Annotated in this window: 21 protein-coding genes; 15 read left to right on the plus strand and 6 right to left on the minus strand. The window is 43.7% G+C overall.

Annotated features, from left to right (window positions below; genetic code table 11):
- Positions 1-309 precede the first annotated feature (309 nt).
- Genes thrB through HLI_RS14700 form a run of 3 tightly spaced genes read right to left on the minus strand, consistent with a single transcriptional unit; the run spans position 310 to position 3,564 of the window.
- Entirely contained in the window at positions 310-1,218 is a 909-nt protein-coding gene (gene thrB / locus HLI_RS14690; protein WP_128525670.1) for a homoserine kinase, read from the minus strand.
- Entirely contained in the window at positions 1,215-2,270 is a 1,056-nt protein-coding gene (gene thrC, locus HLI_RS14695; protein ID WP_128525671.1) for a threonine synthase, read from the minus strand. Before thrC ends, thrB begins: the two co-directional genes overlap by 4 nt.
- A 1-nt stretch (position 2,271) precedes the next feature.
- On the minus strand, positions 2,272-3,564 hold the full coding sequence (locus tag HLI_RS14700) for a homoserine dehydrogenase (protein WP_128525672.1): 1,293 nt from the start codon (positions 3,562-3,564) through the stop codon (positions 2,272-2,274).
- A 369-nt stretch (positions 3,565-3,933) separates the two neighbouring features.
- Between HLI_RS14700 and HLI_RS14705 the strand changes: the two genes are divergently transcribed.
- From HLI_RS14705 to HLI_RS14740, 8 genes are all read left to right on the plus strand, one after another.
- Entirely contained in the window at positions 3,934-4,173 is a 240-nt protein-coding gene (locus HLI_RS14705) for a hypothetical protein (RefSeq protein WP_128525673.1), read from the plus strand.
- 189 nt (positions 4,174-4,362) lie between these two features.
- Positions 4,363-5,352, plus strand: coding sequence for a LacI family DNA-binding transcriptional regulator (locus tag HLI_RS14710; protein ID WP_128525674.1), 990 nt, complete (start codon positions 4,363-4,365; stop codon positions 5,350-5,352).
- A 171-nt stretch (positions 5,353-5,523) separates the two neighbouring features.
- Positions 5,524-6,927 carry a sucrose-specific PTS transporter subunit IIBC gene (locus tag HLI_RS14715; RefSeq protein ID WP_128525675.1) on the plus strand — a complete coding sequence of 468 codons (1,404 nt, stop codon included), beginning with the start codon at positions 5,524-5,526 and terminating at the stop codon, positions 6,925-6,927.
- A 195-nt stretch (positions 6,928-7,122) separates the two neighbouring features.
- Complete coding sequence (gene manA / locus HLI_RS14720) at positions 7,123-8,085, plus strand: mannose-6-phosphate isomerase, class I (protein WP_128525676.1); 963 nt, start codon at positions 7,123-7,125, stop codon at positions 8,083-8,085.
- A gap of 18 nt (positions 8,086-8,103) precedes the next feature.
- Positions 8,104-9,810 carry a phospho-sugar mutase gene (locus HLI_RS14725; RefSeq protein ID WP_128525677.1) on the plus strand — a complete coding sequence of 569 codons (1,707 nt, stop codon included), beginning with the start codon at positions 8,104-8,106 and terminating at the stop codon, positions 9,808-9,810.
- 291 nt (positions 9,811-10,101) lie between these two features.
- Positions 10,102-10,557: an IDEAL domain-containing protein gene (locus tag HLI_RS14730; RefSeq protein ID WP_128525678.1), complete on the plus strand. Its 456-nt coding sequence runs from the start codon at positions 10,102-10,104 to the stop codon at positions 10,555-10,557.
- A gap of 339 nt (positions 10,558-10,896) precedes the next feature.
- A complete protein-coding gene (locus HLI_RS14735) occupies positions 10,897-11,034 on the plus strand; it encodes an anti-repressor SinI family protein (protein ID WP_128525679.1) in 138 nt (45 codons plus the stop codon).
- A 171-nt stretch (positions 11,035-11,205) separates the two neighbouring features.
- Positions 11,206-12,402 (plus strand): AraC family transcriptional regulator, encoded by a 1,197-nt coding sequence (locus HLI_RS14740; RefSeq protein WP_164908570.1) that lies wholly within the window; start codon positions 11,206-11,208, stop codon positions 12,400-12,402.
- Positions 12,403-12,465: 63 nt separating this feature from the next.
- On the opposite strand, the gene HLI_RS21725 is transcribed toward HLI_RS14740, so the two are convergent.
- Positions 12,466-12,618 (minus strand): hypothetical protein, encoded by a 153-nt coding sequence (locus HLI_RS21725; RefSeq protein WP_164908571.1) that lies wholly within the window; start codon positions 12,616-12,618, stop codon positions 12,466-12,468.
- Positions 12,619-12,710: 92 nt separating this feature from the next.
- Between HLI_RS21725 and HLI_RS22155 the strand changes: the two genes are divergently transcribed.
- The 5 genes from HLI_RS22155 to HLI_RS14760 all read left to right on the plus strand — a co-directional run bounded on the left by HLI_RS22155 (position 12,711) and on the right by HLI_RS14760 (position 16,021).
- The gene (locus tag HLI_RS22155) at positions 12,711-12,833 is read left to right on the plus strand and encodes a hypothetical protein (protein WP_277750292.1); all 123 of its coding nucleotides are present in this window, start codon (positions 12,711-12,713) and stop codon (positions 12,831-12,833) included.
- Positions 12,834-13,223: 390 nt separating this feature from the next.
- Positions 13,224-13,445 carry a helix-turn-helix domain-containing protein gene (locus HLI_RS14745; protein WP_128525681.1) on the plus strand — a complete coding sequence of 74 codons (222 nt, stop codon included), beginning with the start codon at positions 13,224-13,226 and terminating at the stop codon, positions 13,443-13,445.
- Between the two features lie 38 nt (positions 13,446-13,483).
- Complete coding sequence (locus HLI_RS14750) at positions 13,484-13,624, plus strand: anti-repressor SinI family protein (protein ID WP_128525682.1); 141 nt, start codon at positions 13,484-13,486, stop codon at positions 13,622-13,624.
- 11 nt (positions 13,625-13,635) lie between these two features.
- On the plus strand, positions 13,636-14,202 hold the full coding sequence (locus tag HLI_RS14755; RefSeq protein WP_128525683.1) for a hypothetical protein: 567 nt from the start codon (positions 13,636-13,638) through the stop codon (positions 14,200-14,202).
- 733 nt (positions 14,203-14,935) lie between these two features.
- Positions 14,936-16,021 (plus strand): glycosyltransferase family 4 protein, encoded by a 1,086-nt coding sequence (locus tag HLI_RS14760; RefSeq protein WP_128525684.1) that lies wholly within the window; start codon positions 14,936-14,938, stop codon positions 16,019-16,021.
- Positions 16,022-16,134: 113 nt separating this feature from the next.
- Here HLI_RS14760 and HLI_RS14765 read toward each other — a convergent pair whose 3' ends face one another.
- Together HLI_RS14765 and HLI_RS14770 are read right to left on the minus strand one after the other, a co-directional pair.
- Positions 16,135-17,151, minus strand: a complete 1,017-nt coding sequence (locus HLI_RS14765; protein ID WP_128525685.1) for a GNAT family N-acetyltransferase — start codon at positions 17,149-17,151, stop codon at positions 16,135-16,137.
- Between the two features lie 87 nt (positions 17,152-17,238).
- Positions 17,239-18,699 carry an O-antigen ligase family protein gene (locus tag HLI_RS14770; RefSeq protein ID WP_164908572.1) on the minus strand — a complete coding sequence of 487 codons (1,461 nt, stop codon included), beginning with the start codon at positions 18,697-18,699 and terminating at the stop codon, positions 17,239-17,241.
- Positions 18,700-19,180: 481 nt separating this feature from the next.
- On the opposite strand from HLI_RS14770, the gene HLI_RS14775 reads away from it, so the two are divergent.
- Together HLI_RS14775 and HLI_RS14780 are read left to right on the plus strand one after the other, a co-directional pair.
- Positions 19,181-20,458 (plus strand): nucleotide sugar dehydrogenase, encoded by a 1,278-nt coding sequence (locus tag HLI_RS14775; protein ID WP_128525687.1) that lies wholly within the window; start codon positions 19,181-19,183, stop codon positions 20,456-20,458.
- Positions 20,459-20,474: 16 nt separating this feature from the next.
- Positions 20,475-21,188, plus strand: coding sequence for a WecB/TagA/CpsF family glycosyltransferase (locus tag HLI_RS14780; RefSeq protein WP_128525688.1), 714 nt, complete (start codon positions 20,475-20,477; stop codon positions 21,186-21,188).

Here is a 21,188-nt window from a genome sequence, read left to right on the forward strand (position 1 = left end):
TTTATACAAGAACCTCTTTACTAAATCCCACAGGAATCTCCTGTGGGATTAGCGTGACAGGTGAGACCCCGCAAGGCAAAGCCTGAGGAGGCTCAGCGCGCGCCCCACGGAAAGCGATCCGTTTCCTGTAGCTCCTAAAAGCTCCATAACATCTCGAAATCGAGTCTTACGCAATCCTGCCATATAACTGAATAACTCTCATATGAAAAATCAACTACCTTTAACAAAGCCATTGGAAAATAGAAAAAGGATCAGCGGAAGATTGATCTTCCGCTGATCCTTTTTTCTTTTATATTTCAAACCTTAATATCAGCACATTTTCTTCTGAAAAGTCTCCGCCCCGGTAAGGTGCACCTGCAATGGTTCGACTAGATAAGAGGGAAGCACACCTTTCAGTCTACTTTCTTTTGCTGCTGACCATTCATCGAAAACAGCGACCATCGTCGGTCCTGCTCCACTGATGTAGTGACCAAGCGAGCCTTCGTATTCAAGTGCTTCCGTAACATCTGAAAAACCAGGGATCAAAGCTTGGCGGTAGGGCTGATGCCATCGGTCGCTTTTCATCATCTTACCAGCGAGCACCCAATCTTTCGTGGCAAGGGCAGCGATCAAAACATTGGCACTGCCGCTGTTGTTGACGGCTTGTTTATAATCGATTTCTGTGGGCAGAAGACCACGGGCCTTTTCTGTTTCTAAATGATAGCTCGGCACAATCGCAAGCCAAGTCAACCCATCTAATCCTTCGGTGAAGTGGACGTAATCCAAGTGGTCTCCATCATAGTTGGAGACCATGATGCCACCGTAAATGGCAGGTCCGACATTATCCGGATGACCTTCGATTTCACAGGCGATTTTGAATTTGTCATATTTCGTAAGCTTTAAATTCAATAATTGATCCGCCAGTTCTATCCCACCGACAACAGCGGTAGATGAGCTTCCAAGCCCGCGGGCGATCGGCACATCATTGGTCAGCTCCACATGAGTGGGAGGCAGGGTCTCATAACCGAATGCCTCCGCTGTCTGAAGCGCCGTTTTATAGATCAGATTACTTTTCCCTGAAGGAATGTAGGGCTGGTCCTCCACAGGAACGGAAAAAAACCAATCCTCACCAGGCTGGCAGTCGAGGGTGACGAATTTTGAAAGGGCGATGCCGACAGAATCAAATCCAGGACCTAAGTTTGCTGAGGTCGCAGGCACCCGGATTTGAAAGCCGCTCATGATTGAACTCCTGTTACCAGGGAAGCGAACTTGTCATAATCATTTTCAATTTTCGTCGGTTTGACAGGACTCTGTTCCATGGCTGTTGTCGGATCTTTTAATCCGTTTCCGGTGAGGACGTGGACGATTTTAGAACCTTGCGGGATCGTGCCATCCTTCACTTTTTTGATCATACCAGCAATGGAAGCGCAGGAAGCGGGTTCTGCGAATACTCCTTCCTTTTCAGCTAGCAGCTGGTAAGCCTGGACGATTTCTTCATCTGTTACTTCATCGATCAGCCCCTGTGACTCCTGCTTCACGACAAGTGCTTGATCCCAGCTCGCCGGGTTACCGATGCGGATTGCTGTCGCCAGTGTTTCGGGATCTTCAAACACCCGGTTGTGGACGATGGCCGCTGCACCGCTTGATTCAAAGCCCATCATTTTAGGCAGGCCATAGCCATGGCGCTCATGATATTCTTTGAAGCCTTTCCAGTAAGCTGAAATGTTTCCGGCGTTGCCGACAGGGATACTGAGTATGTCAGGAGCTTCTCCTAGTTCATCACAAACTTCGAAAGCAGCTGTCTTTTGTCCTTCGATCCGGTAAGGATTCACAGAATTCACTAATGTGACCGGTTCACTTTCCGCAATTTTACGTACCATTCTCAAGGCGTCATCGAAGTTTCCTTTGATGGCGTAAATTTCAGCACCATACATGACGGCTTGCGCAAGTTTGCCTTCTGCAATTTTTCCATGTGGTATAACGACGATGCAGCGCAACCCTGCGCGGGCAGCGAAGGCAGCAGCCGAAGCGGAAGTGTTGCCGGTCGACGCACAAATGACAGCTTCCGAACCTTCTTCAATCGCTTTAGCCATCGCCATCACCATACCGCGGTCTTTGAACGATCCCGTTGGATTGGCCCCTTCGATTTTCACATATCCTTCGATACCGAGGTCTTGGGAGATCGTCGGAATCGGCAGGAGAGGGGTGTTTCCTTCATGTAATGTCAGACGTGGTGTTTTTTCATTAACCGGTAAAAACTCACCATAATGGTGAATCAGCCCTTTCCACATCTCATTCGCCTCCTTCTACTCGGAATATGCTGTCGATACTGCGTACGGATGTTAGTGACTCAAGGTCCTGACGTGCTTTTTCAAAATCTTCCTCACTCACTCGATGTGTGACCAACATCAATTCGCGTTCACCTTCCTGCTCGGTGGGCCGCTGGATGAACTGATCGAAGGAAATATCATACTCTGCAAAAATGTTCGTCAAATCATTTAACATGCCTGCTTGATCATCAACATGGAGACGGATATATTTCTTTGTCAGCTGTTCTTTTTTGGTTTTGACCTGTTTAGGGAACTGTGGTTGGACATAAGCTGTCCCTGTCGTTCCTAAACGAATGTTCTTCAGTACGGCGATAAGATCGGCAACAATCGCTGTCGCTGTCGGCAGCTTTCCTGCCCCAGGACCGTAAAACATCGTTTCCCCGACGGCGTCTCCATGGACATAGACCGCGTTGTATTCATCATTGACTGAAGAAAGCGGGTGCTGGATCGGCAGCAACGTCGGTTCTACGCTGACAGACACACCGTTGTGATCGTTCTCAGCAATGCCGATCAGTTTGATGCGGTAACCCAATTCTTCCGCATAAGTGATGTCATCGGAAGAGATTCCCCGAATGCCTTTAATATCGACATCCTCTAAACTGTAAGGCATGGAAAAACCGAGGATCGAAAGGATCGTCATTTTTCTGGCCGCGTCCAGACCGTCGACATCTGCTGTCGGATCTGCCTCAGCAAAACCTAAGTCCTGAGCTTCTTTTAAAACACTGTCAAAATCGACGCCATCCTGGGCCATCTTCGTCATGATATAGTTTGTCGTACCATTGACGATCCCCATCATCTTACGGATCCGATCAGACGAAAGCCCATCCATGATGGAACGGATGATCGGAATGCCTCCGGCGACACTTGCTTCATAATAGAGATCGCATTTGTGTTTTTGACAAGCTTCGAAAAGCTGTTCACCATGCTGGGCGACTAAATCCTTGTTGGCTGTGACAATATGTTTTCCATGTTCAATCGCTTCTAATAATATGGTTAATGTGTGATCGATCCCACCCATTACCTCTACGATGACGTCAATCTCTGGATCTCTCGTAATATCTTCAGAGCGATCCGTCAACTGGGTATCAGCCGGGAGTTCGCGCGGTTTCGACAAATCATTGACAAGCACTGATTTAATCGTGACGTCGCACCCTGTTTTATGTTCAATGCGTTCCTTATGATCGCGAAGGATTTCAATGACTCCGCTTCCGACCGTTCCTAATCCTAGTAGTCCTACGGTAATGGTATTTTTCATCGTTCACACTCCTGTCCACTTGAAATATACATGCTTCTTTATATAAAGGACATTGTAACGGAAAGGGGATCATTGTACAAGAGTGAATTATCCGACTATTCCAATTAAATATAATATTCCGTGAAGAAATGAGCATCCTTGAAAAATATTAAGGAAGTGAATTTGCCTTTTAGAATGAACAAAGTGCAAAAACTTTAGATTCAGAACTTGAAATAAAGGAAAATAGATGGTTTGTCAGGAATTCGACATAAAATTCTAATAAATTCTCTTTTTTAATAAAAAAAGGATAACTTGACGAATAATGGAAGATAGATTATAAATAATTTGTGACAAAAGAACCATAATATGTAAATGAGGAGGTCGAGGAGGATGAAAATTGGTATAGGTCCACTGCCAGGTCCACTTCGTAAATATGAACCGATGATTAAGGAAGTAATCTGGGATTTGGGTGTGACGGGGAAAACGGATGAGTTTGTCCGGGAGGGGAAAGTGGCTATTTATAACATTGAAAATGAATTATATTCAAAAATGAATGAAGCAGCTAAAGATACATTTGTTTACAGGAGCATCAAAAACCATCTTCTAAAATTCATCGTCGTTCAAGTGTAGTAATAGTAATCATAGGGTTGATAAGCTCCCTGGGGACTTTTGTTTCTGGGGTTTTACATCTTTTGATATCTTCAATTTCCCCCCCGATTACCATTCCATCATTTACCTTCTACTGTTTTAATCTCTGGACAAAACCCTATATTTTCACTACGATATGGTGTGAAAAGGATTCCATGGAGGATGAAAGCAATGACAACAATCAATGATATTGCCGAACTTGCAGGTGTCTCACGCACCACTGTTTCAAGAGCTTTGAACAATAGTGGGTATGTAAGTGAAGAAGCGAGAGACCGAATCATGAAGATCGTCGATGAAACAGGTTATATGCCGAGCCAATCTGCAAAATCACTGCGTACGAAACGCTCGGGCGTCATCGGCGTCATACTGCCTCGGCTCAGTACAGAAACATCAACTAGGGTAGTGAATGGCATCAATGAAACATTAGCCAAAGAAGGCTTTCAGATTCTGTTGACAGATACAGAGCTTGATAAGAAAAAAGAAATCGAATACATCCGACTGCTGAAAAGCCGCCATGTTGATGGCATCATCCTGCTTGCGACGAATGTGAATGATGAGCTGATCGATACCATCCATCATACCGGCATCCCATTTTTAGCGATAGGACAAGACCTTCCCGGGGTCACTTCGCTCGTATATGAGGATTACCATGCCGCCAGTGATTTGACGAACATGCTGATTCACAAAGGTCATGAAAAGGTGGCATTCATCGGTGTGGATCCTGCAGATCCATCCGTCGGTCAGCAGCGGGAGCAAGCTTACCGTGACATGATGACAAGGAAAAACCTTACCATTAGGGAAGAGTGGGTCGATGAAGGGGACTTCAGCATCGAGTCAGGATACGAATCGATGAAACGCATCTTGAAAAACAGCAGAGATGACAAACCGACGGCTGTTTTTGCTGTTACCGACCGCATGGCGATCGGGGCGATGGAATATTTGAAGGAGCAAGGGTATGCGATTCCAGCAGATATGGCTGTAGTCGGCATCGGGGCTTCAAATATGTCTAAGTATATCAGCCCATCACTTACAACCGTAGATTATTATAATAAAGATGCCGGCCGCAAAGCCGCTAAAATGCTATTGAGACAAATAAAGAAAGAAAATTCAGACGAAAAATTCGATCTTACCTATAGACTCATAATAAGGGATAGTGTATAGTGCTAGTTGAAAGCGCAATCATGTAATCGTTCACACATGGTTCATACAGACATAGCGAACCATTTTATTACAGCACTTATATTTACAAGATATACACTATCTTCTTTTTTTTTGTGAAATGTGTAATCGATTACATGTGCATGATAAATTTAAGAAAGGAGAATGGATGATATGGCTGATAACTCACAAATTGCCAAACAGGTCATCGAAGCCGCTGGTGGACAGGAGAACATTTCTTCCGTGGCTCACTGTGCCACCCGCTTAAGGATCATGCTGCATGATAAAGAGAAGGCGGATATTTCTGCGATTGAGGAGATCGATAAGGTCAAAGGTGCTTTTTATAACTCTGGACAATTGCAAGTGATCTTCGGAACAGGTACGGTCAACCGCATCTATGAAGAAGTGACAAAGCAGGAGGTGCAAGGGGCTTCCAAGGCAGAAGTGAAGGAAGAAACGAAAAAACAAGGGAACGCCTTCCAACGCTGGATCAGGACATTCGGGGATGTTTTCGTGCCGATCATCCCAGCCCTTGTAGCGACAGGACTGTTCATGGGGCTGCGCGGCCTCGTTACACAGCCTGAAATTTTAGCTTTGTTCGGATTGACTCCGGAAAGCATTCCGGAGAACTTCATTTTGTTTACACAAGTATTGACGGATACAGCATTCATCTTCCTGCCGGCCCTTGTCGCCTGGTCCACATTCAAAGTGTTCGGGGGAAGCCCGATTCTTGGTATAGTCATCGGTCTCATGCTTGTTTCACCAGCTTTGCCGAACGCATGGGACATCGCAGGTGGAAGTGCAGAACCATTGACTTTCTTCGGATTCATCCCAGTTATCGGTTATCAGGGCTCTGTACTTCCGGCCTTTATTACGGGGATCGTCGGAGCTAAGTTAGAGAAAGGATTGAGGAAAAAGGTGCCTGAAGCCCTTGATCTGATTTTGACGCCATTCTTAGTCCTTTTGATTATGATTACTTTAGCATTATTCGTCATTGGACCGGTTTTCCATATCGTTGAAAACGGAATCTTTGCAGGTACACGTGCTGTGCTTGAATTGCCACTAGGCTTGAGTGGACTGATCATCGGTGGGCTGCACCAGGTGATCGTAATCACAGGGGTGCATCACATCTTCAACCTCCTTGAAATCCAGTTGCTTGAGCGTGTGGGAGAAAATGCTTTCAACCCACTGATTACAGCTGCGATCGCTGCCCAGGGTGGTGCGGCACTGGCTGTCGGTATGAAGTCAAAAGCTAAGAAAATGAAAGCATTGGCTTTACCTTCCGCATTATCTGCATTTCTGGGGATTACTGAGCCGGCGATTTTCGGTGTCAACTTGCGTTATATGCGTCCGTTCATCATGGGATTGATCGGTGGAGCTGCCGGCGGTTTCTTCGCCTCCCTGACGAATATCGCGGCATCAGGTATGGCGATTACTGTCCTGCCAGGCTTCCTTCTCTATATCGGTGAGATGAGTTCATTCGTCCTCTACTTAGTGACGAACCTGATCGCTATCGGAGTCGCCTTCGCTCTCACCTGGGCGTTCGGTTACACAGACAAAATGCTTGAAGACAAATAAGTTCTTCCTCAGGTATAACATTATTTGCCATCTCAGGTATAACATTATTTTCCAATAAAGAGCTGACAAACTATAAAATTATAGATGGCCAGGTCAACCAGATATTTCCATCTGTGGCCTGGTCTTATTTTTTCGCTTCTTCAGGGCGGTGATGTGATACAATGATTGTAAAATTACTGGTAGAGAGGTGACTTCATGTACAACGAACCGATTTTCCTGCAGCCAGAATTCAAAGAACGCCTCTGGGGCGGGACACAGTTGAAAGAGATATTTGACTATGCGATTCCTTTTGAGCAAACAGGAGAAGCCTGGTGCATTTCCGGGCACCATAATGGTCCGAATAAAATCAAAAATGGCCCTTTGGAAGGGAAGACATTAGCGGAAGCGTGGAACGACCACCGTGAGCTTTTTGCGAATGAAGAAGGGGAAGAATTTCCTCTATTAGTGAAGATTTTAGATTCCAAAAAAGATTTATCCGTCCAGGTCCACCCTGATGATACATATGCCCGCGATGTCGAGGGAGAGAATTACGGGAAAACCGAGTGCTGGTATGTCATTGATAGCGAAGATGACGCAGAAATTATTTTTGGCCATCATGCCGCGAATAAACAGGATTTAGAGGGTATGGTGGCGAATGGAGAATGGGAGAACTTATTACGTAAAATAAAAGTGAATGCGGGCGACTTTTTCTATGTGCCGAGTGGAACGATTCATGCCATCGGTGCGGGGATTCAAATTCTTGAAACCCAGCAAAGTTCAGACATCACTTACCGTGTCTATGATTATGATCGTGTCGGACAAGACGGTCAAAAACGCGAGCTGCATTTAGAGAAATCATTGGAAGTCACCAATGTTCCTCATCATGACCCGAGTCTTGAGCGAACCCAGTTGTACCATGAGGATCTCAGAAACGAAAAATTGGTCGAGGAGAAATATTTCTCTGTGTATCATTGGGACCTGGAGGGCGAATGCAAAGGCTTGCTCACTGACCCCTATTTACTATTGAGTGTCATTGAGGGACAAGGGGAGGTCGTCATTGAAGGCCGCTCCTATCCTTTCAAAAAAGGGGACCACTTGATTATTCCTGCTACAGTCGACTCATTCGATTTGAAAGGGAACGCATCCTTGATCGTTTCCACCTCCAATAAAGACAAATAAACCTAAGGAGTGTTGTGCATGTGGAAAAATAGTTACAACCGCTGGAAAGAATTTATGGATCTCGATGCAGATCTTTCAACAAAACTAGAAGAATTGACGTCTGATGAGCAATCATTAGAAGATGCTTTTTACAAAAACTTAGAATTCGGTACTGGCGGGATGCGAGGGAAGCTCGGTCCAGGGACGAACCGGATGAACATTTATACCGTCCGGAAAGCTGCCGAAGGATTAGCCACATACGTAAACGATCAGGGTCTATCGAATCGTGGTGTAGCGATTGCTTACGACTCACGCTATATGTCAAAAGAATTCGCTGTTGAAACAGCAAGGGTCCTTGGTCATCACGGCATTCCTTCTTATGTATTCACTTCATTAAGACCGACGCCGGAACTATCATTTGCGGTCCGTCACTTGAATGCAGCGGCCGGTGTTGTCGTCACAGCCAGTCATAACCCTCCTGAATATAACGGCTTCAAGGCCTATAATGAAGATGGAGGTCAGCTCCCCCCTGAACAGGCAGAAATCATGATCGATTTTGTCAATAAAGTGGAGAATGAACTGAATGTAGAAGTCGCTGATCAGAAACAGCTGGAAGAAGACGGATTGCTTCGCTGGGTAGACGAAGATGTGGATGCCGCTTATCTGGAAGCAATGAAGACAGTGACCGTCCAGCCGGACATTCCGAAGGACCTTTCACTCGTTTTCACACCCCTTCATGGCACGGCCCGTCATCTTGTTGAAAAAGGGTTGGAACAAAGCGGCTTCACCTCCATTCACATTGTCGAAGAACAAGCGCAGCCTGACCCGGAATTTTCAACAGTCGCCTCGCCGAATCCAGAAGAACACCAGGCCTTTGAAATGGCCATTGAACAAGGAAAAGCGATTGGAGCGGACTTGCTGATGGCGACAGACCCTGACGCAGACCGCCTCGGAGTAGCTGTTCCGGACAGCAATGGTGAATATAAAGTGCTTACAGGAAACCAAACAGGTGCGTTGATGCTTGATTACATCCTTGGTCAATCAAAAAGCTTGCCGAAAAACGGACAATTGATTAAAACGATCGTTACTTCCGAATTCGGTCGCGTCATTGCTGATTCCTATGGCATCAGTACGCTTGATACACTGACAGGCTTCAAATTCATCGGTGAGAAAATCCGTGAATATGAGCGTACAGGTGACCACAAGTTCATGTTCGGTTATGAAGAAAGCTATGGTTACCTCGTCAAAGACTTCGCCCGTGATAAAGATGCGGTGCAGTCAGCCGTTTTAATTGCAGAAGTCGGAGCCCACTGGAAGAACCAGGGCAAGACTCTGCTTGATGCTCTTGATGACTTATATGAGAAGCACGGCTATTTCCTTGAAGACCTTCAATCCATGAAGCTTGAAGGGAAATCAGGAGCAGATACGATTCAGACGATCATGAACGACTTCCGTGAGGCAGATATCACAGAAGCCGGCGGCAAGAAAGTCCTCACCGTCGAAGATTACGCAACGACTGTCCGTCACTACGTGCAGGAAGATAAACAGGAAGTAATCGATTTGCCATCTTCTAACGTCTTGAAATTCATTCTTGAAGATGACTGCTGGTTCTGCCTCCGCCCTTCAGGTACAGAGCCGAAAATCAAATTTTATTATGGTGTGAAATCCGGAGCGAAGAAAGAAAGCGAAGAATTGCTGGCAGCTGTCAAAGCCACTGTCAACGAACGCTTACATGCTCTGATTTAATGATGAAGTCCAGCTTCCCTCGTCGGAAGCTGGACTTTTTTCTAGGCTTTTCGAAGCGCGAATGGGGAAATGACGAGATGGGCAGTCATCAGGTCACTTTCCTTCTGAATCAGGTCGCAACAGCGGAGCGTTCAGTCACCTGGGCATAATTCCTGGAATTCAGGCTACTGCCCAGATGAAGTATCAAACATCCAAAGAATAAAGAGAAAGGGCTTTCATTTTATTGACAAATAAGCGATAATAGAATAAAATACTGAAAATTCAGATATAATTTTAAAAGGGGTGGGCCTCGTGTTGAACATAAAAATGTTGAAACCATATTATGTTAAGGAAGACAAACGCTTCATTCGAGTGGTGCTCGCCTACCAGTACTTTTCGATGTTCATCGATAACGAGCTATATCAGTTCATTCCTATGGAGTCCAGAGAAATCATTATCGACCGCAATCGTAAACGGGTGCATAACGTCTTTGATATTTTCGTCTTTCAACGAGGCAAAAATATGGTCTATGTCTCAGTTGCCGATTTGTTACAGCTCCCGGAATTTTTGACGCACCTCCACACGATTGTGTCGCCGTATTACGAAGAGGGGATTGAAATTAGTCAGCAATCATCAGAAGAAGTGAAAGAAATCATCCGCGAATTAGAAAGAAACAACCTTCGTCGCCTCATTGATAAGGCGATCGATCAAAAAGATGAAGACACCTTCCGTCTTCTTACACAAAAGTGGAATAAAATGTACTCATGAAAGAACCAGGTATGAACGCATACCTGGTTCTTTTGTGTCCTGTGGAAAAATAATAAAAGTGAAAACGATAAGGCATAGATGTTGAACATGATGGCGAATTTTTAAGCATTTTGTCCTAATACTACATTCTACAAAATCTTACAACATTATTATAAAGAAAATTGAAAATTATCTGAAAAAAGTACTAGAATAGTGAATTTAGTTAAAATCTTTTCTGTATCTGTCCATTATAATAGAAATAGATTTACAGGTATAGGAAATTATCGGGCTCTGTGACAGATAAAAAACACGAAGCATGGAGCTATACGCAACGATTTGATAATTAGGGAGGTTGACCGAATGAAAACACTGCCTAGAAATCGTAAATTAGATGATGAGTGGGTTTCATTGTTGAAGGAAGCTAAGGATCTCGGTCTGAGTGCAGAAGAGGTCAAAAATTATTTGAGAAATGGTTCAAAAAACAAAAAGACCGTTTAGCACTCCTTCTCTTGAAGGGGTGTTCTTTGTTTAATGGCATAAAAAGGGATGGATATAGAGAAAGAACAAAAAATATATCCCCTTTCCAATAACTGCCATACACCTTCCCTTTCAACCTGGTGAGCATGTATAATGAGTATAAAGATTCATAGAGGATGAGGGGGAATTATGATGGTGACTAATTATGAATTGATCAACCTGCTTAAAGATTGTTCGATTTCGCTTCAAACCCCGGTCCTTTTGATCAACCATAAAAATAAACTGATTTATTACTTTCCTGACAGCTTTCAAAAACCGCCTAAAGTATTGCGGGATTTACATAAGCAGTATATAGAAGAAAGCCGTAAACTCCCCTATACATTGCAAACATTTGCAGATCCTTATGACCAGCAATTGTTTCTTTATCCACTCAAAAACCAAAAGGGTCAGGAGTTAGTCATAGGCATCGGGCCATTTTTGCAGCACGAAATCGGCAGGAAGCAGGTGAAAATGCACCTGGTTGTGAATAAATTGAATCTCTCTTATGAAGGACAGTTCATCCAATATTTCGAACAACTTCCCATCATGAATCAAGTTCAAATAAGCTCCATTGAACGTTTGCTGCATATGTTACTGCCTAAGAAAAATCACGAGAAAGAGGCTTCAGTAAGAGAAGAACCTGAGATGCGTAAACGGTACCAGGCATATACGCAGACACAACCTTCATATTCTGAAGCGGTTGCTTCTAAACAAGCCTTCCTGCAATTGTTCAAAAAAGGGGACGACCATGCGATTGATGCCTATCAATCTTATAAAAAACATTCCATTTCCATAAATGAAGACGTAAGAGCATCTAAGAATCAGTTGATCCGTCTTGTCACAGAGTTGAGCTGGGTATGTGAGGAACTGGGAGCGCAAGTAGATGAGGTTCAATCGCTCAGTGATTTTTATGTCAACTTTCTGGAAACGAAAGAAAAGATCGATGAATTACAGGCATTGGAAATCAACATTCTCCGGTCCTTTTTGGAAAGAGCAAGGAAGCTGGAAGATTTGCCTCAACACTCTCCACTTGTCGGAAGGGCGCAGCGTTACATCTTTCAAAACCTCACCAATGATTTGACGCTGAAAGATATCGCAGACTCCCTCAATGTCAATCCTAATTATTTATCAGGTGTATTTACGAGGGAAACCGGGATTTCGCTTACTCATTTCATCAATCAACAGCGTATCAAAGAAGCGAAAGAACTCCTCTGTATTTCCCACCATTCGCTGATGGAAATCAGTATCCTGCTTGGCTATAATAGCCAGAGTTATTTTACAAGGGTCTTCAAGAGTGTCGAGGGGATAGGGCCGAAGGAATTCAGGCAAAAATATCGTGCAAGTGAATAGTAACCAGCCGGGCAGCGGAGGCCGGCTGGTTTTTTTCTTCCCATGAAAGCTCTGGAAACCTTTTTAATCTAGAGGAGTTGTGAACGTTTGTTGTTGCTTCTCACGAATCGCTTGTCGGTGGATGCTTGCCGCGGGCACGGTCTCAGCTAACTTGGTCAAGAAAATCATTTGACCAAGTGGATCTTCGGCTCGCGCTGTTCCCGCAGGCGTCACCACCGACCGCTCATCGTGGAAGCAACGAGATCCATCTAAAAAGAGTGATTTCCTTTGATTAATAAAAGAAAATCACTCTGCGGGTACAAAGGACGATGGCTCGCTTTCAAATGAATACTAAAGCACACGGGGGAGCAAGAGCCCAAATGTTTCAGCAAAATGAAGAAGCCGAGTTGAACGATAAAATCGTCCTACTCGTTTTTTTCTTTGGTGGATAACTCAGAAAGTTGCAGACCTTTCTGTAGACTTACTGCGCCCTGTGGGCTCAGCGCACGCCCCACGGAAAGCGACCCGTTTTCCGTAGCCCCTATCTCTCCAAAACATTTCTGAATCGGGTCTTCATGAATACTTCTATATAATTGTGCCGATTTTAAGAAATGCCGCATCTAGTTTTACCACATTAAAATAAGTTTTTGTACTTAAAAAAAGAATAAAAATAAAGGAATAATTAGAGATATAAAGGAAATTAACGACAATTTGTTCTTAATAAAGAAATTCAGGTGTTTATTTTAAAGAACGATAAGTTTATAATATTCTTAATAGAGAACAAAATAATATGAACGTGAATAAAGTCAGGCAGCTGACTAGAGAAGGTGAGGTAGGTGCTATTGTCGCCCATCGGAGAGAAAATACGAGTGTTACGCATGGAAAAAGGGTTATCAGTTAATGAATTTGCTCGAAAATCCGGCGTGTCAAAGTCCTATATCAGCAATATAGAAAGAGGTGTCCAAAAAAACCCATCGTTGATTGTTATGGGGAAATTGGCGAAGACATTGGATGTCCCTTTAGAAGAGTTATTGACTCACAAGTATGCGAATAATAATAAATAGAGAGCGGAAGTGATACGACTGAAAGGGGTTAGGTTATAGTGCGACAGGATCTTCAGGAATACGATGAAGAATGGGTTTTATTGATAAAAGAAGCGAAAAGGTTGGGACTCAGCTTGGAAGAAGTCCGAGTCTTCCTGGAGGAAGGGAGAGTCCCGGATCTCATGAAAAATAAACGATAAGGAGGATGGTGGTGTTGAGGAATAAAACGGTATTTACAAGGGAAGCCGCACGGAAGAATATCACTGCGAAGAGTCCTCCAGCTTATATGAAAGGCTCTTGTTTTGTCAGTGAACTGAGTTCGATCGTGGATCAGTATTCACAACTCCGTCTCAGAGCTGGCTGGAAGATTTTCAGCCGTGATGGGGAAGTTTATGGGGAAGCGGAGGGAAAGGCGGTCCCCGAGGCAGAAATCATGGAAGGAATCATGGGAGATGAATCTCCGCTTTCCTATCTGCAAGCAGCAGTCTGTTATCATCATCTGATGGAATATAGCAATCGGAAAACAGATGTCATATCGACAGCTATTCTCGATGATTCATACATCTGCCAGCTCGATTTATTCGGACATTGGGGGTTCGGGAAATTAGAGCGCAGCTTCAACCCTATCTTCTTTTACGATTCGTTGTTGCATCCCGCCGTCATTTTCTTCACATATCATCAAGAGGGATTGGAAGTGATCCAGAAGCACGTCCATCGCTTCGCCTATGCCAGTTACACGTTAAAAACTTTACAAAGGACATGGGCGACCGTCTCATAGCTATTCGTAAAAAGCCTGGCTCTGGAAGTACAAGAGCCAGGCTTTTTCATGTGCGTGCTTTACAAAAGGAGGTTGCCACCTGGACTGCATCGTTCCCGCTGTTATGGCATAAGTTTGTCGGCGGGCGAACAGGGCATGTGCGCATTTATTCTTGTTTGTATCACAATGCCTCCTAAGATTCATATATTGATAGCAAAATAAAAATTTTCTTTCCTTCTATCGAGAAATAGTATAGGATGAATGAAGATAAATGAAACATTTTGGCATATTTCCCCGGAAATAATGAAAATATGAAACTTTTCCTTGTACGAACCGTCTAATGGATTAGATACATAGGATGCCGTCAGAAAAAGTCGTTTAGAAACGAAGATTTAAGTAAATAGAAGAGTAATAGATTTTTTCCAAGAAAAGGTGGGTAGCATGGATAATTTAAAAGAAATTTTGCAAAATATCATTCAGAAAACAGAAGACTCGGAATTGCTATCATCAAAAGAAGTCATTGATCAGTTGATTGAACAGTTGCAGCGTTAATATATAAAGGGAAATAAGGCGCGCACCGGTTAGGTGGGCGTCGATTTTTTGAGAGAAGTGCCGTCGACTTCCTTCAAATATGAAAAAAAGATCAGCCGGTGTCAGAAAAAAATCAAGACAACGTTTGACAATTTTCTTGCACGCGTGTGATATAATGAAACCGCCACAAAGATGTAAACCTAATAAGTAAGTGAGGATTTTTATGAACATATACTTAGATATAACCATTGCCATTCTTCTTTCTATGGCTGTCAGCTATCTGCTCGTTTTTCCAGTAATGAGTCTGGCGGTGAAATGGAAGATGATGGACTATCCAGAATTGAGAAAGATCCACAAAGAGATAACTCCGCGGATGGGAGGTCTTGCAATCTTCGGTGGAGCTGTTGCAGGAATGCTCTATATCCGCCCGGACCTTCCATATATCATCCCTATTTGTATCGGCGCTTTCCTTATCGTTCTGACAGGACTGCTTGATGACCGTTATCAAATCCGCCCGATTTTCAAGCTTTCAGGACAAGTAGCCGCTGCTGCAGTCTTGATTCTTTCCGGTTTGAAAATTGATGTGATGAGTATCCCGTTCATCGGAATGGTTTCTTTAGGTGAGCCGTTCAGCATCATTTTTACGTTCCTATGGATAATCGGGATAACGAATGCGATCAACTTGATCGATGGACTTGATGGGTTAGCTGCAGGTGTTTCGACGATCTCCCTGATCAGTATTGCGGTGATGGCGCTGGCCATTGAACCTCAAATTGCTATCGTATATTTATGTGTTGTACTTATCGGCAGTAACATCGGATTCCTGTTCCATAATTTCTATCCGGCGCGCATTTATATGGGCGATACAGGGTCCCTTTTCTTAGGTTACTCGATGGCGGTAATTTCCATGGTCGGCTTGTTTAAGAACGTTACATTATTCAGTTTCGTCATCCCGATCATCGTGCTGGCTATTCCGGTTTTCGACACATTGTTTTCGATTTTAAGAAGGCTGATCAACAAACAGAAAATCATGATGCCTGATAACAAGCATATCCACTATCAGATTTTAGCGGCAGGCTTCAGTCACCGGACGACTGTGTTGATTATCTATGCCTTCAGTGCTGTTTTCGGGTTGTTAGCTTTGCTGTTTTCACTGACTTCATTCGGAATATCATTGATCATTACATTCGTTATCCTTCTGCTCCTTCATTTGTTTGCAGAAATGACTGGGGTCGTTTACAGGGGGAAACGTCCACTGATTGGACTTTTCACCAGGGAAGAAAAGAAGAAACAAAAAGAAAAATCATAAAAACAAGGAGCATGCTGACTTCATTCATCAGCATGCTCCTTGTTTATTTTCTGGGAATTTATAGAAGATTTAATTGGATCAAAAGCGCAAGCGCCTTGGTCACTTTATTTCGTTTAAAATGAATCGACATCTCCAGGAGTGATGAACCACTTCTCAGCATCATTCAATTCTGCAGCATGGCCTGCTATCTCTTTACCGACAAGAGGCATCGGACTGTCTTTATGGACAAAGCCTTTTGCTTTTAAAGCTTTTGCCGCCGTAGTATGGGGCAATGCCCATGTTTGTATGACGTCCGTCTGGTGCAATTCGTTCATGGCATGGTGAAGGAGGTGCGGCCATATAGCTTCTTCAATGGCTAGCCAGTCAATGATCAGGCCATTATGAAAGGCCCCCTGGGCTTGATGGGTGACGACATAACCTTGCAGCTCGTCTTCGCGGTATAAGCCTTGCATGACGTAATCTTTGGCAGGGTGGTCGAAAAAACGCCAATTCAAATACTGGGAATCGCGCACGATCATGGCATGGCTTTGATGTTTGGCCAGCTCGGCCAGCTGATCGAAAGTCTCGTCACATTGATGGATGGTGCGGATTTCATAGTCACTTTCCACCTGTTTTGATTGGCGGATCCTAGTGTAGAGCTGGTCTAAAGGCTGCAGTAATTTCAACGGTTTGAACTTTGATGCCAAAAGCGACAGGGGCTTTTGGACATACATCCAGCGAGGCATGTCTGTCATATGTGTACCACCAGTGTATCTTAGAAACAACTCCTTGGCTTTCGGGGCCGGGAATCCATAGAGAAAATCGATGCCTGCCTGGTCTGCTTCCTCGATTAGTGAAGTGTTGAGTTTTTTATAAATCCCTTTACCACGCGCATCCGGGTCCACCATTGTGTCTACACGTAAACCGATTTTCTTTTTTTCCCCATTGATAAAGGCCTCCGTCACCCATAAGCTGATATGTCCAAGGATGTGACCATTTTCTTCATAAACAAGGATGAAAGGCTGCTTTTGTTTAGGGTTATCGATGAACTTCCATTTCCACGTTGAAAAAGTCATTTCCTGATCGAATGTTTTTTTGAACAAGGACTGGATGAGAGTTTCATCCCCGCTCCGGTAATGTCTGACTGTCATGGGAGATCTCTTTCCTTTCTTTTGTAACTATATAATCCAAAGAAAGGAGAGACCCTCTATAGTGGTACTCTCCTTTCTTACGTTCATTTATGCAGATGTTTTGGAATCGCGGATTTCTTTGTTCAAGTTAAGCATGTTGGTAAGAAGCAGCACCATGCTGATCGCCAAATAAAAGCTTACTGCTGGTGCGTATAAGACGTGGCCAGCCAAGAAGGCGATCCCTGTTCCGAACCCGATTGATAGCATGATCAGTATGTTTTGAGGATGCAGCACCCTGCCAGGGGCCTGGAAGAGTAACTTGATAACCAGACCGGCGATCAATAAGAACGGCAGCAGAATCAAAGCTATTCCTAAAATCCCGAATGAAAAGAACAAATCAAAGAAGTCCATTTCAATTAATTTGCGGATTTCTTCGTAGTTTCCGGCATAACCCATGCCGAATGTTTTCTGAATCACATCAGCTTCCTCGTACATCCCGAATATATGGGTGAAATAGATATTCCGTGAGCTTAAGATAATCTTCAAGATCGGCGATTGGATCAAATTCTGCTCTCCAAGCGCTGCAGCAGCATCGTCACCGCCGACTGTTCCGCCGTTTTCTCCTGAATCAGTTTCTCCGTTTTCACTTCCGAAACCACCTTCGCCGCCTTGTTCAGCTTCTTCCCGTTGCTCGTTGATCTGTCCGACATCTCCGGAAACGTTGGAGAAAGTAGGAGAGAATGGAGTAGCAATCAGGAAAATAGCCAAGAACAGAAGCGAGGCGATCAATCTCAATTGCAGGTGAGGCTCTTTTGTTTTTTTCTTGATCAGATAGATGATCCAATAGATCAGGTAACTGGCAAATACAATGATCGCAGCACCTAAGACGGCAAAGAAGCCGACTTTTGTACCAAGTAGAATAGAGACAGAGGCAAGCATCAACATTGGAATGAAGTAATACCATTTACGCAGGTGGTCGACTTTATTCAATGTGTATATATAGACGAGTGGAAAAGCGATCGCTACAATCGATCCAAGTTCATTTCCTGAATTGAACCAGCCTTTGAAGCCGAATTTGTTCCACTCATAAGTATCTGAAGAAGTTCCTGTGATAATAGCCAGGAATAAAGATAAAGATACAATAAGCATGGCAAACGAAATAGCCTTCAGGATTTGTGAACGCATGAATGATACCTGGCTCATTGTGGTAAACATTAAGAGGTAGGCACTCAGCATCACTGGGAAATAGACTGTTTTAGCTAAGAATTGAAGCTCTAAGAATGGGTCGAAGATCGGCTTTGCGAAATAGTTGTAAACAAGGCCGATGGTCAAGACAGCAGCTAGAGCAACTAAATATCCGATGACATATTTTTTCAGCTTACTCGAATTACCGAAAAAGATGAACCACAAGGACACTCCCATGAAAAGCACGCGGACAATGATGCCGATAGTCAAGCTCAAGTCCGTCGCCTTCAGTGAAAAGTATGTGAGGACATCTAAGATTGGTTGAAGAACGATAAAAAGCAATAACAGCTTTTTAAAGAGATCTTTGTTAATCAGTTTGGACATATAGAAACACCCCAATAAATTGATCCTAAGTAATGGTAGAAGCCACATTGAAGTATAAACTATTAACAAGACACTGTCTATCCATAATCCAGCCTGTGTAAAGATAATTAGTTAAGGAAGTTTTTATTGAATCGAAGAGGGAAAAGGAAGTATAATTGAGTTATGTGAATCAGTGATCATAATAGAAAAATGTAGGAAAATAAGATACAATTGATTTTTGAGTATATCTTACATTCTGATTGGATTATTATCCACTGTCAGCTTAAGAATATTATTGCTCAAACGTCATAAAGATGAAAAGATATCGAACAATATGATGGAGTGTTTCGTCAGCTATCACTTTTATAGGAAACGTCAGGGATTTTCAACTGCATAGGTTCAAACTGCCGTCACGGGTCAGGTAGAACGGCAGGATAACTATGTACTTAAATATATAGATCAACAGCTAAGAATGCCTGGAATGAGAAAGGGAGTATATGGAATGAAGAAGTCACTTTGCGTCGTAGGGCTTGGTTATATCGGCCTTCCGACTTCTGTCATGTTTGCAATTCATGGCCACCAAGTTCACGGGGTGGATGTTAACCATAAAGCTGTAGAAATGATTAATAACAAGCAGCTTCATATTGAAGAGAACGGTTTACAGGAACGTCTGGAGGAAGCTGTGGATGCTGGAAACTTCAAAGCAGCGCTTGAGCCAGTGGAAGCGGACGTATTTGTGATTGCCGTCCCTTCACCTATTCGTGAAGATAAGACAGCCAACCTTGATTATGTAAGAAAAGCCACGGAAGCTATTGTTCCATTTGTGAAAGAAGGTAACCTTGTCATCCTGGAATCGACGGTGCCTCCAAGAACTGTGGAAGACGTCATGGTCCCAGTCTTGAAGGAGACAGGCTTGGATATCGGAAAAGAGCTGTTCATTTCCCATTCTCCAGAACGCGTGATCCCGGGGAAAGTTTTCCAAGAGCTGGTAGACAATGATCGCATCGTGGGCGGCATCAACGAAACGTCCTCAACGATGACAAAAGAGCTTTATGAATCTTTTGTCAAAGGGAATATCCATCTGACGGATGCGACGACAGCGGAAATGGCTAAAGTCATTGAAAATACTTATCGTGATGTCAATATTGCATTTGCTAATGAGCTCGCACTGATCAGTGATAAGATCGGTGTGAATTCATGGGAAGCAATCAAACTGGCGAATTATCACCCGCGTGTGAATATCCATACCCCAGGACCGGGAGTGGGCGGTCACTGTATCGCAGTCGATCCTTGGTTCCTGGCTGAGATCGAGCCGGACCTTTCCAAAATCATTCAGCTATCGCGCAACACGAACGACCATATGCCGGTTTATGCGGCAGAACAAATCCAAAAAATCGCCAAAGAACAATTCATCCATGACCCGAAGGTGGCTTTGTTCGGCCTTTCTTTCAAGGCGAATATCGACGACCAAAGAGAGAGTCCGTCTCTGAAGGTGATTATGGAGTTAGTTGAAAAAGGTATCAGCTTCAAGACCTATGACCCGCATATCAAAGAAAATGTCGCATCGAATCAGACACAGAGTATGGATGAGGCATTGGAAGGTGCAGATATCCTTGTCATCCTGACTGACCATGATGAATTCAAACAACTTGACCCTGCAAATATTAAAGGTAAAATGAAGAATAGACTTGTCTTTGATACGAAAAATGCGTTATCGTTAGATGAATGGAAAAATGCTGGCTTCATAGCGAAACGCTTAGGAGATTCAAAAAACGGATAAGGGTCTAGGTGAAAACATGAAGGAAAAGTTTTTAGGGGTTGACGTAAGTAATTTCACATACGATCAGCTTAAAGAAAATATAATAACGGATATAGATGAGAACCGGAAGTCCTTTATTGTGGCCATCAACCCTGAAAAGATTCTGCAGGCGCAAAGGGATGAAAGTTTGCTGTATCTCCTGAATCAAGCCACTTATCAAATACCGGATGGAGTAGGCATACTTATTGCTTCCAGACTCAACGGCGGGACGATCAGAGAAAGAGTCACTGGTATTGATATGCTGCTTGCCCTTTGTGAGCAAGCTTCCCTCCATGATAAATCCGTTTTCTTATATGGTGCGAAGCCAGGCGTGGCAGATGAAGCGAAAGATCGTCTCAGAGAAATGTACCCAGAATTAAGAATCGCAGGAGTTCTTGACGGGTATGTGAAAGACTATGAATACATCAAGGAAACAATTAATGAAGCAAAACCTGATATTATTTTTGTTGCTCTCGGTAGTCCCAGACAGGAGCATTGGATCGTCGATCATATGGATGAATTGGATGTGAAGGTCTTCCAGGGTGTAGGCGGATCGTTTGATGTCCTTTCAGGAAAAGTGAAGCGCGCCCCTGGTGCTTTTCAAAAAGTCGGCCTTGAATGGTTGTATCGTTTGATCAAGGAACCGTGGAGAATCAAAAGACAAATAAAGCTTCCTACTTTCTTAGTGAAAGTTTGGAAATCAAGAAAATAG

It is taken from the genome of Halobacillus litoralis (assembly GCF_004101865.1).
In the GTDB taxonomy this organism is placed as follows: domain Bacteria; phylum Bacillota; class Bacilli; order Bacillales; family Halobacillaceae; genus Halobacillus; species Halobacillus litoralis_A.

Coding starts and splice junctions, on each gene's coding strand:
- thrB (WP_128525670.1), bottom strand. CDS start 1,218: ATGAGCGGCTTTCAAATCCGGGTGCCTGCGACCTCAGCAAACTTAGGT.
- thrC (WP_128525671.1), bottom strand. CDS start 2,270: ATGTGGAAAGGGCTGATTCACCATTATGGTGAGTTTTTACCGGTTAAT.
- HLI_RS14700 (WP_128525672.1), bottom strand. CDS start 3,564: ATGAAAAATACCATTACCGTAGGACTACTAGGATTAGGAACGGTCGGA.
- HLI_RS14705 (WP_128525673.1), top strand. CDS start 3,934: ATGAAAATTGGTATAGGTCCACTGCCAGGTCCACTTCGTAAATATGAA.
- HLI_RS14710 (WP_128525674.1), top strand. CDS start 4,363: ATGACAACAATCAATGATATTGCCGAACTTGCAGGTGTCTCACGCACC.
- HLI_RS14715 (WP_128525675.1), top strand. CDS start 5,524: ATGGCTGATAACTCACAAATTGCCAAACAGGTCATCGAAGCCGCTGGT.
- manA (WP_128525676.1), top strand. CDS start 7,123: ATGTACAACGAACCGATTTTCCTGCAGCCAGAATTCAAAGAACGCCTC.
- HLI_RS14725 (WP_128525677.1), top strand. CDS start 8,104: ATGTGGAAAAATAGTTACAACCGCTGGAAAGAATTTATGGATCTCGAT.
- HLI_RS14735 (WP_128525679.1), top strand. CDS start 10,897: ATGAAAACACTGCCTAGAAATCGTAAATTAGATGATGAGTGGGTTTCA.
- HLI_RS14740 (WP_164908570.1), top strand. CDS start 11,206: ATGGTGACTAATTATGAATTGATCAACCTGCTTAAAGATTGTTCGATT.
- HLI_RS22155 (WP_277750292.1), top strand. CDS start 12,711: ATGGCTCGCTTTCAAATGAATACTAAAGCACACGGGGGAGCAAGAGCC.
- HLI_RS14760 (WP_128525684.1), top strand. CDS start 14,936: ATGAACATATACTTAGATATAACCATTGCCATTCTTCTTTCTATGGCT.
- HLI_RS14765 (WP_128525685.1), bottom strand. CDS start 17,151: ATGACAGTCAGACATTACCGGAGCGGGGATGAAACTCTCATCCAGTCC.
- HLI_RS14770 (WP_164908572.1), bottom strand. CDS start 18,699: ATGTCCAAACTGATTAACAAAGATCTCTTTAAAAAGCTGTTATTGCTT.
- HLI_RS14775 (WP_128525687.1), top strand. CDS start 19,181: ATGAAGAAGTCACTTTGCGTCGTAGGGCTTGGTTATATCGGCCTTCCG.
- HLI_RS14780 (WP_128525688.1), top strand. CDS start 20,475: ATGAAGGAAAAGTTTTTAGGGGTTGACGTAAGTAATTTCACATACGAT.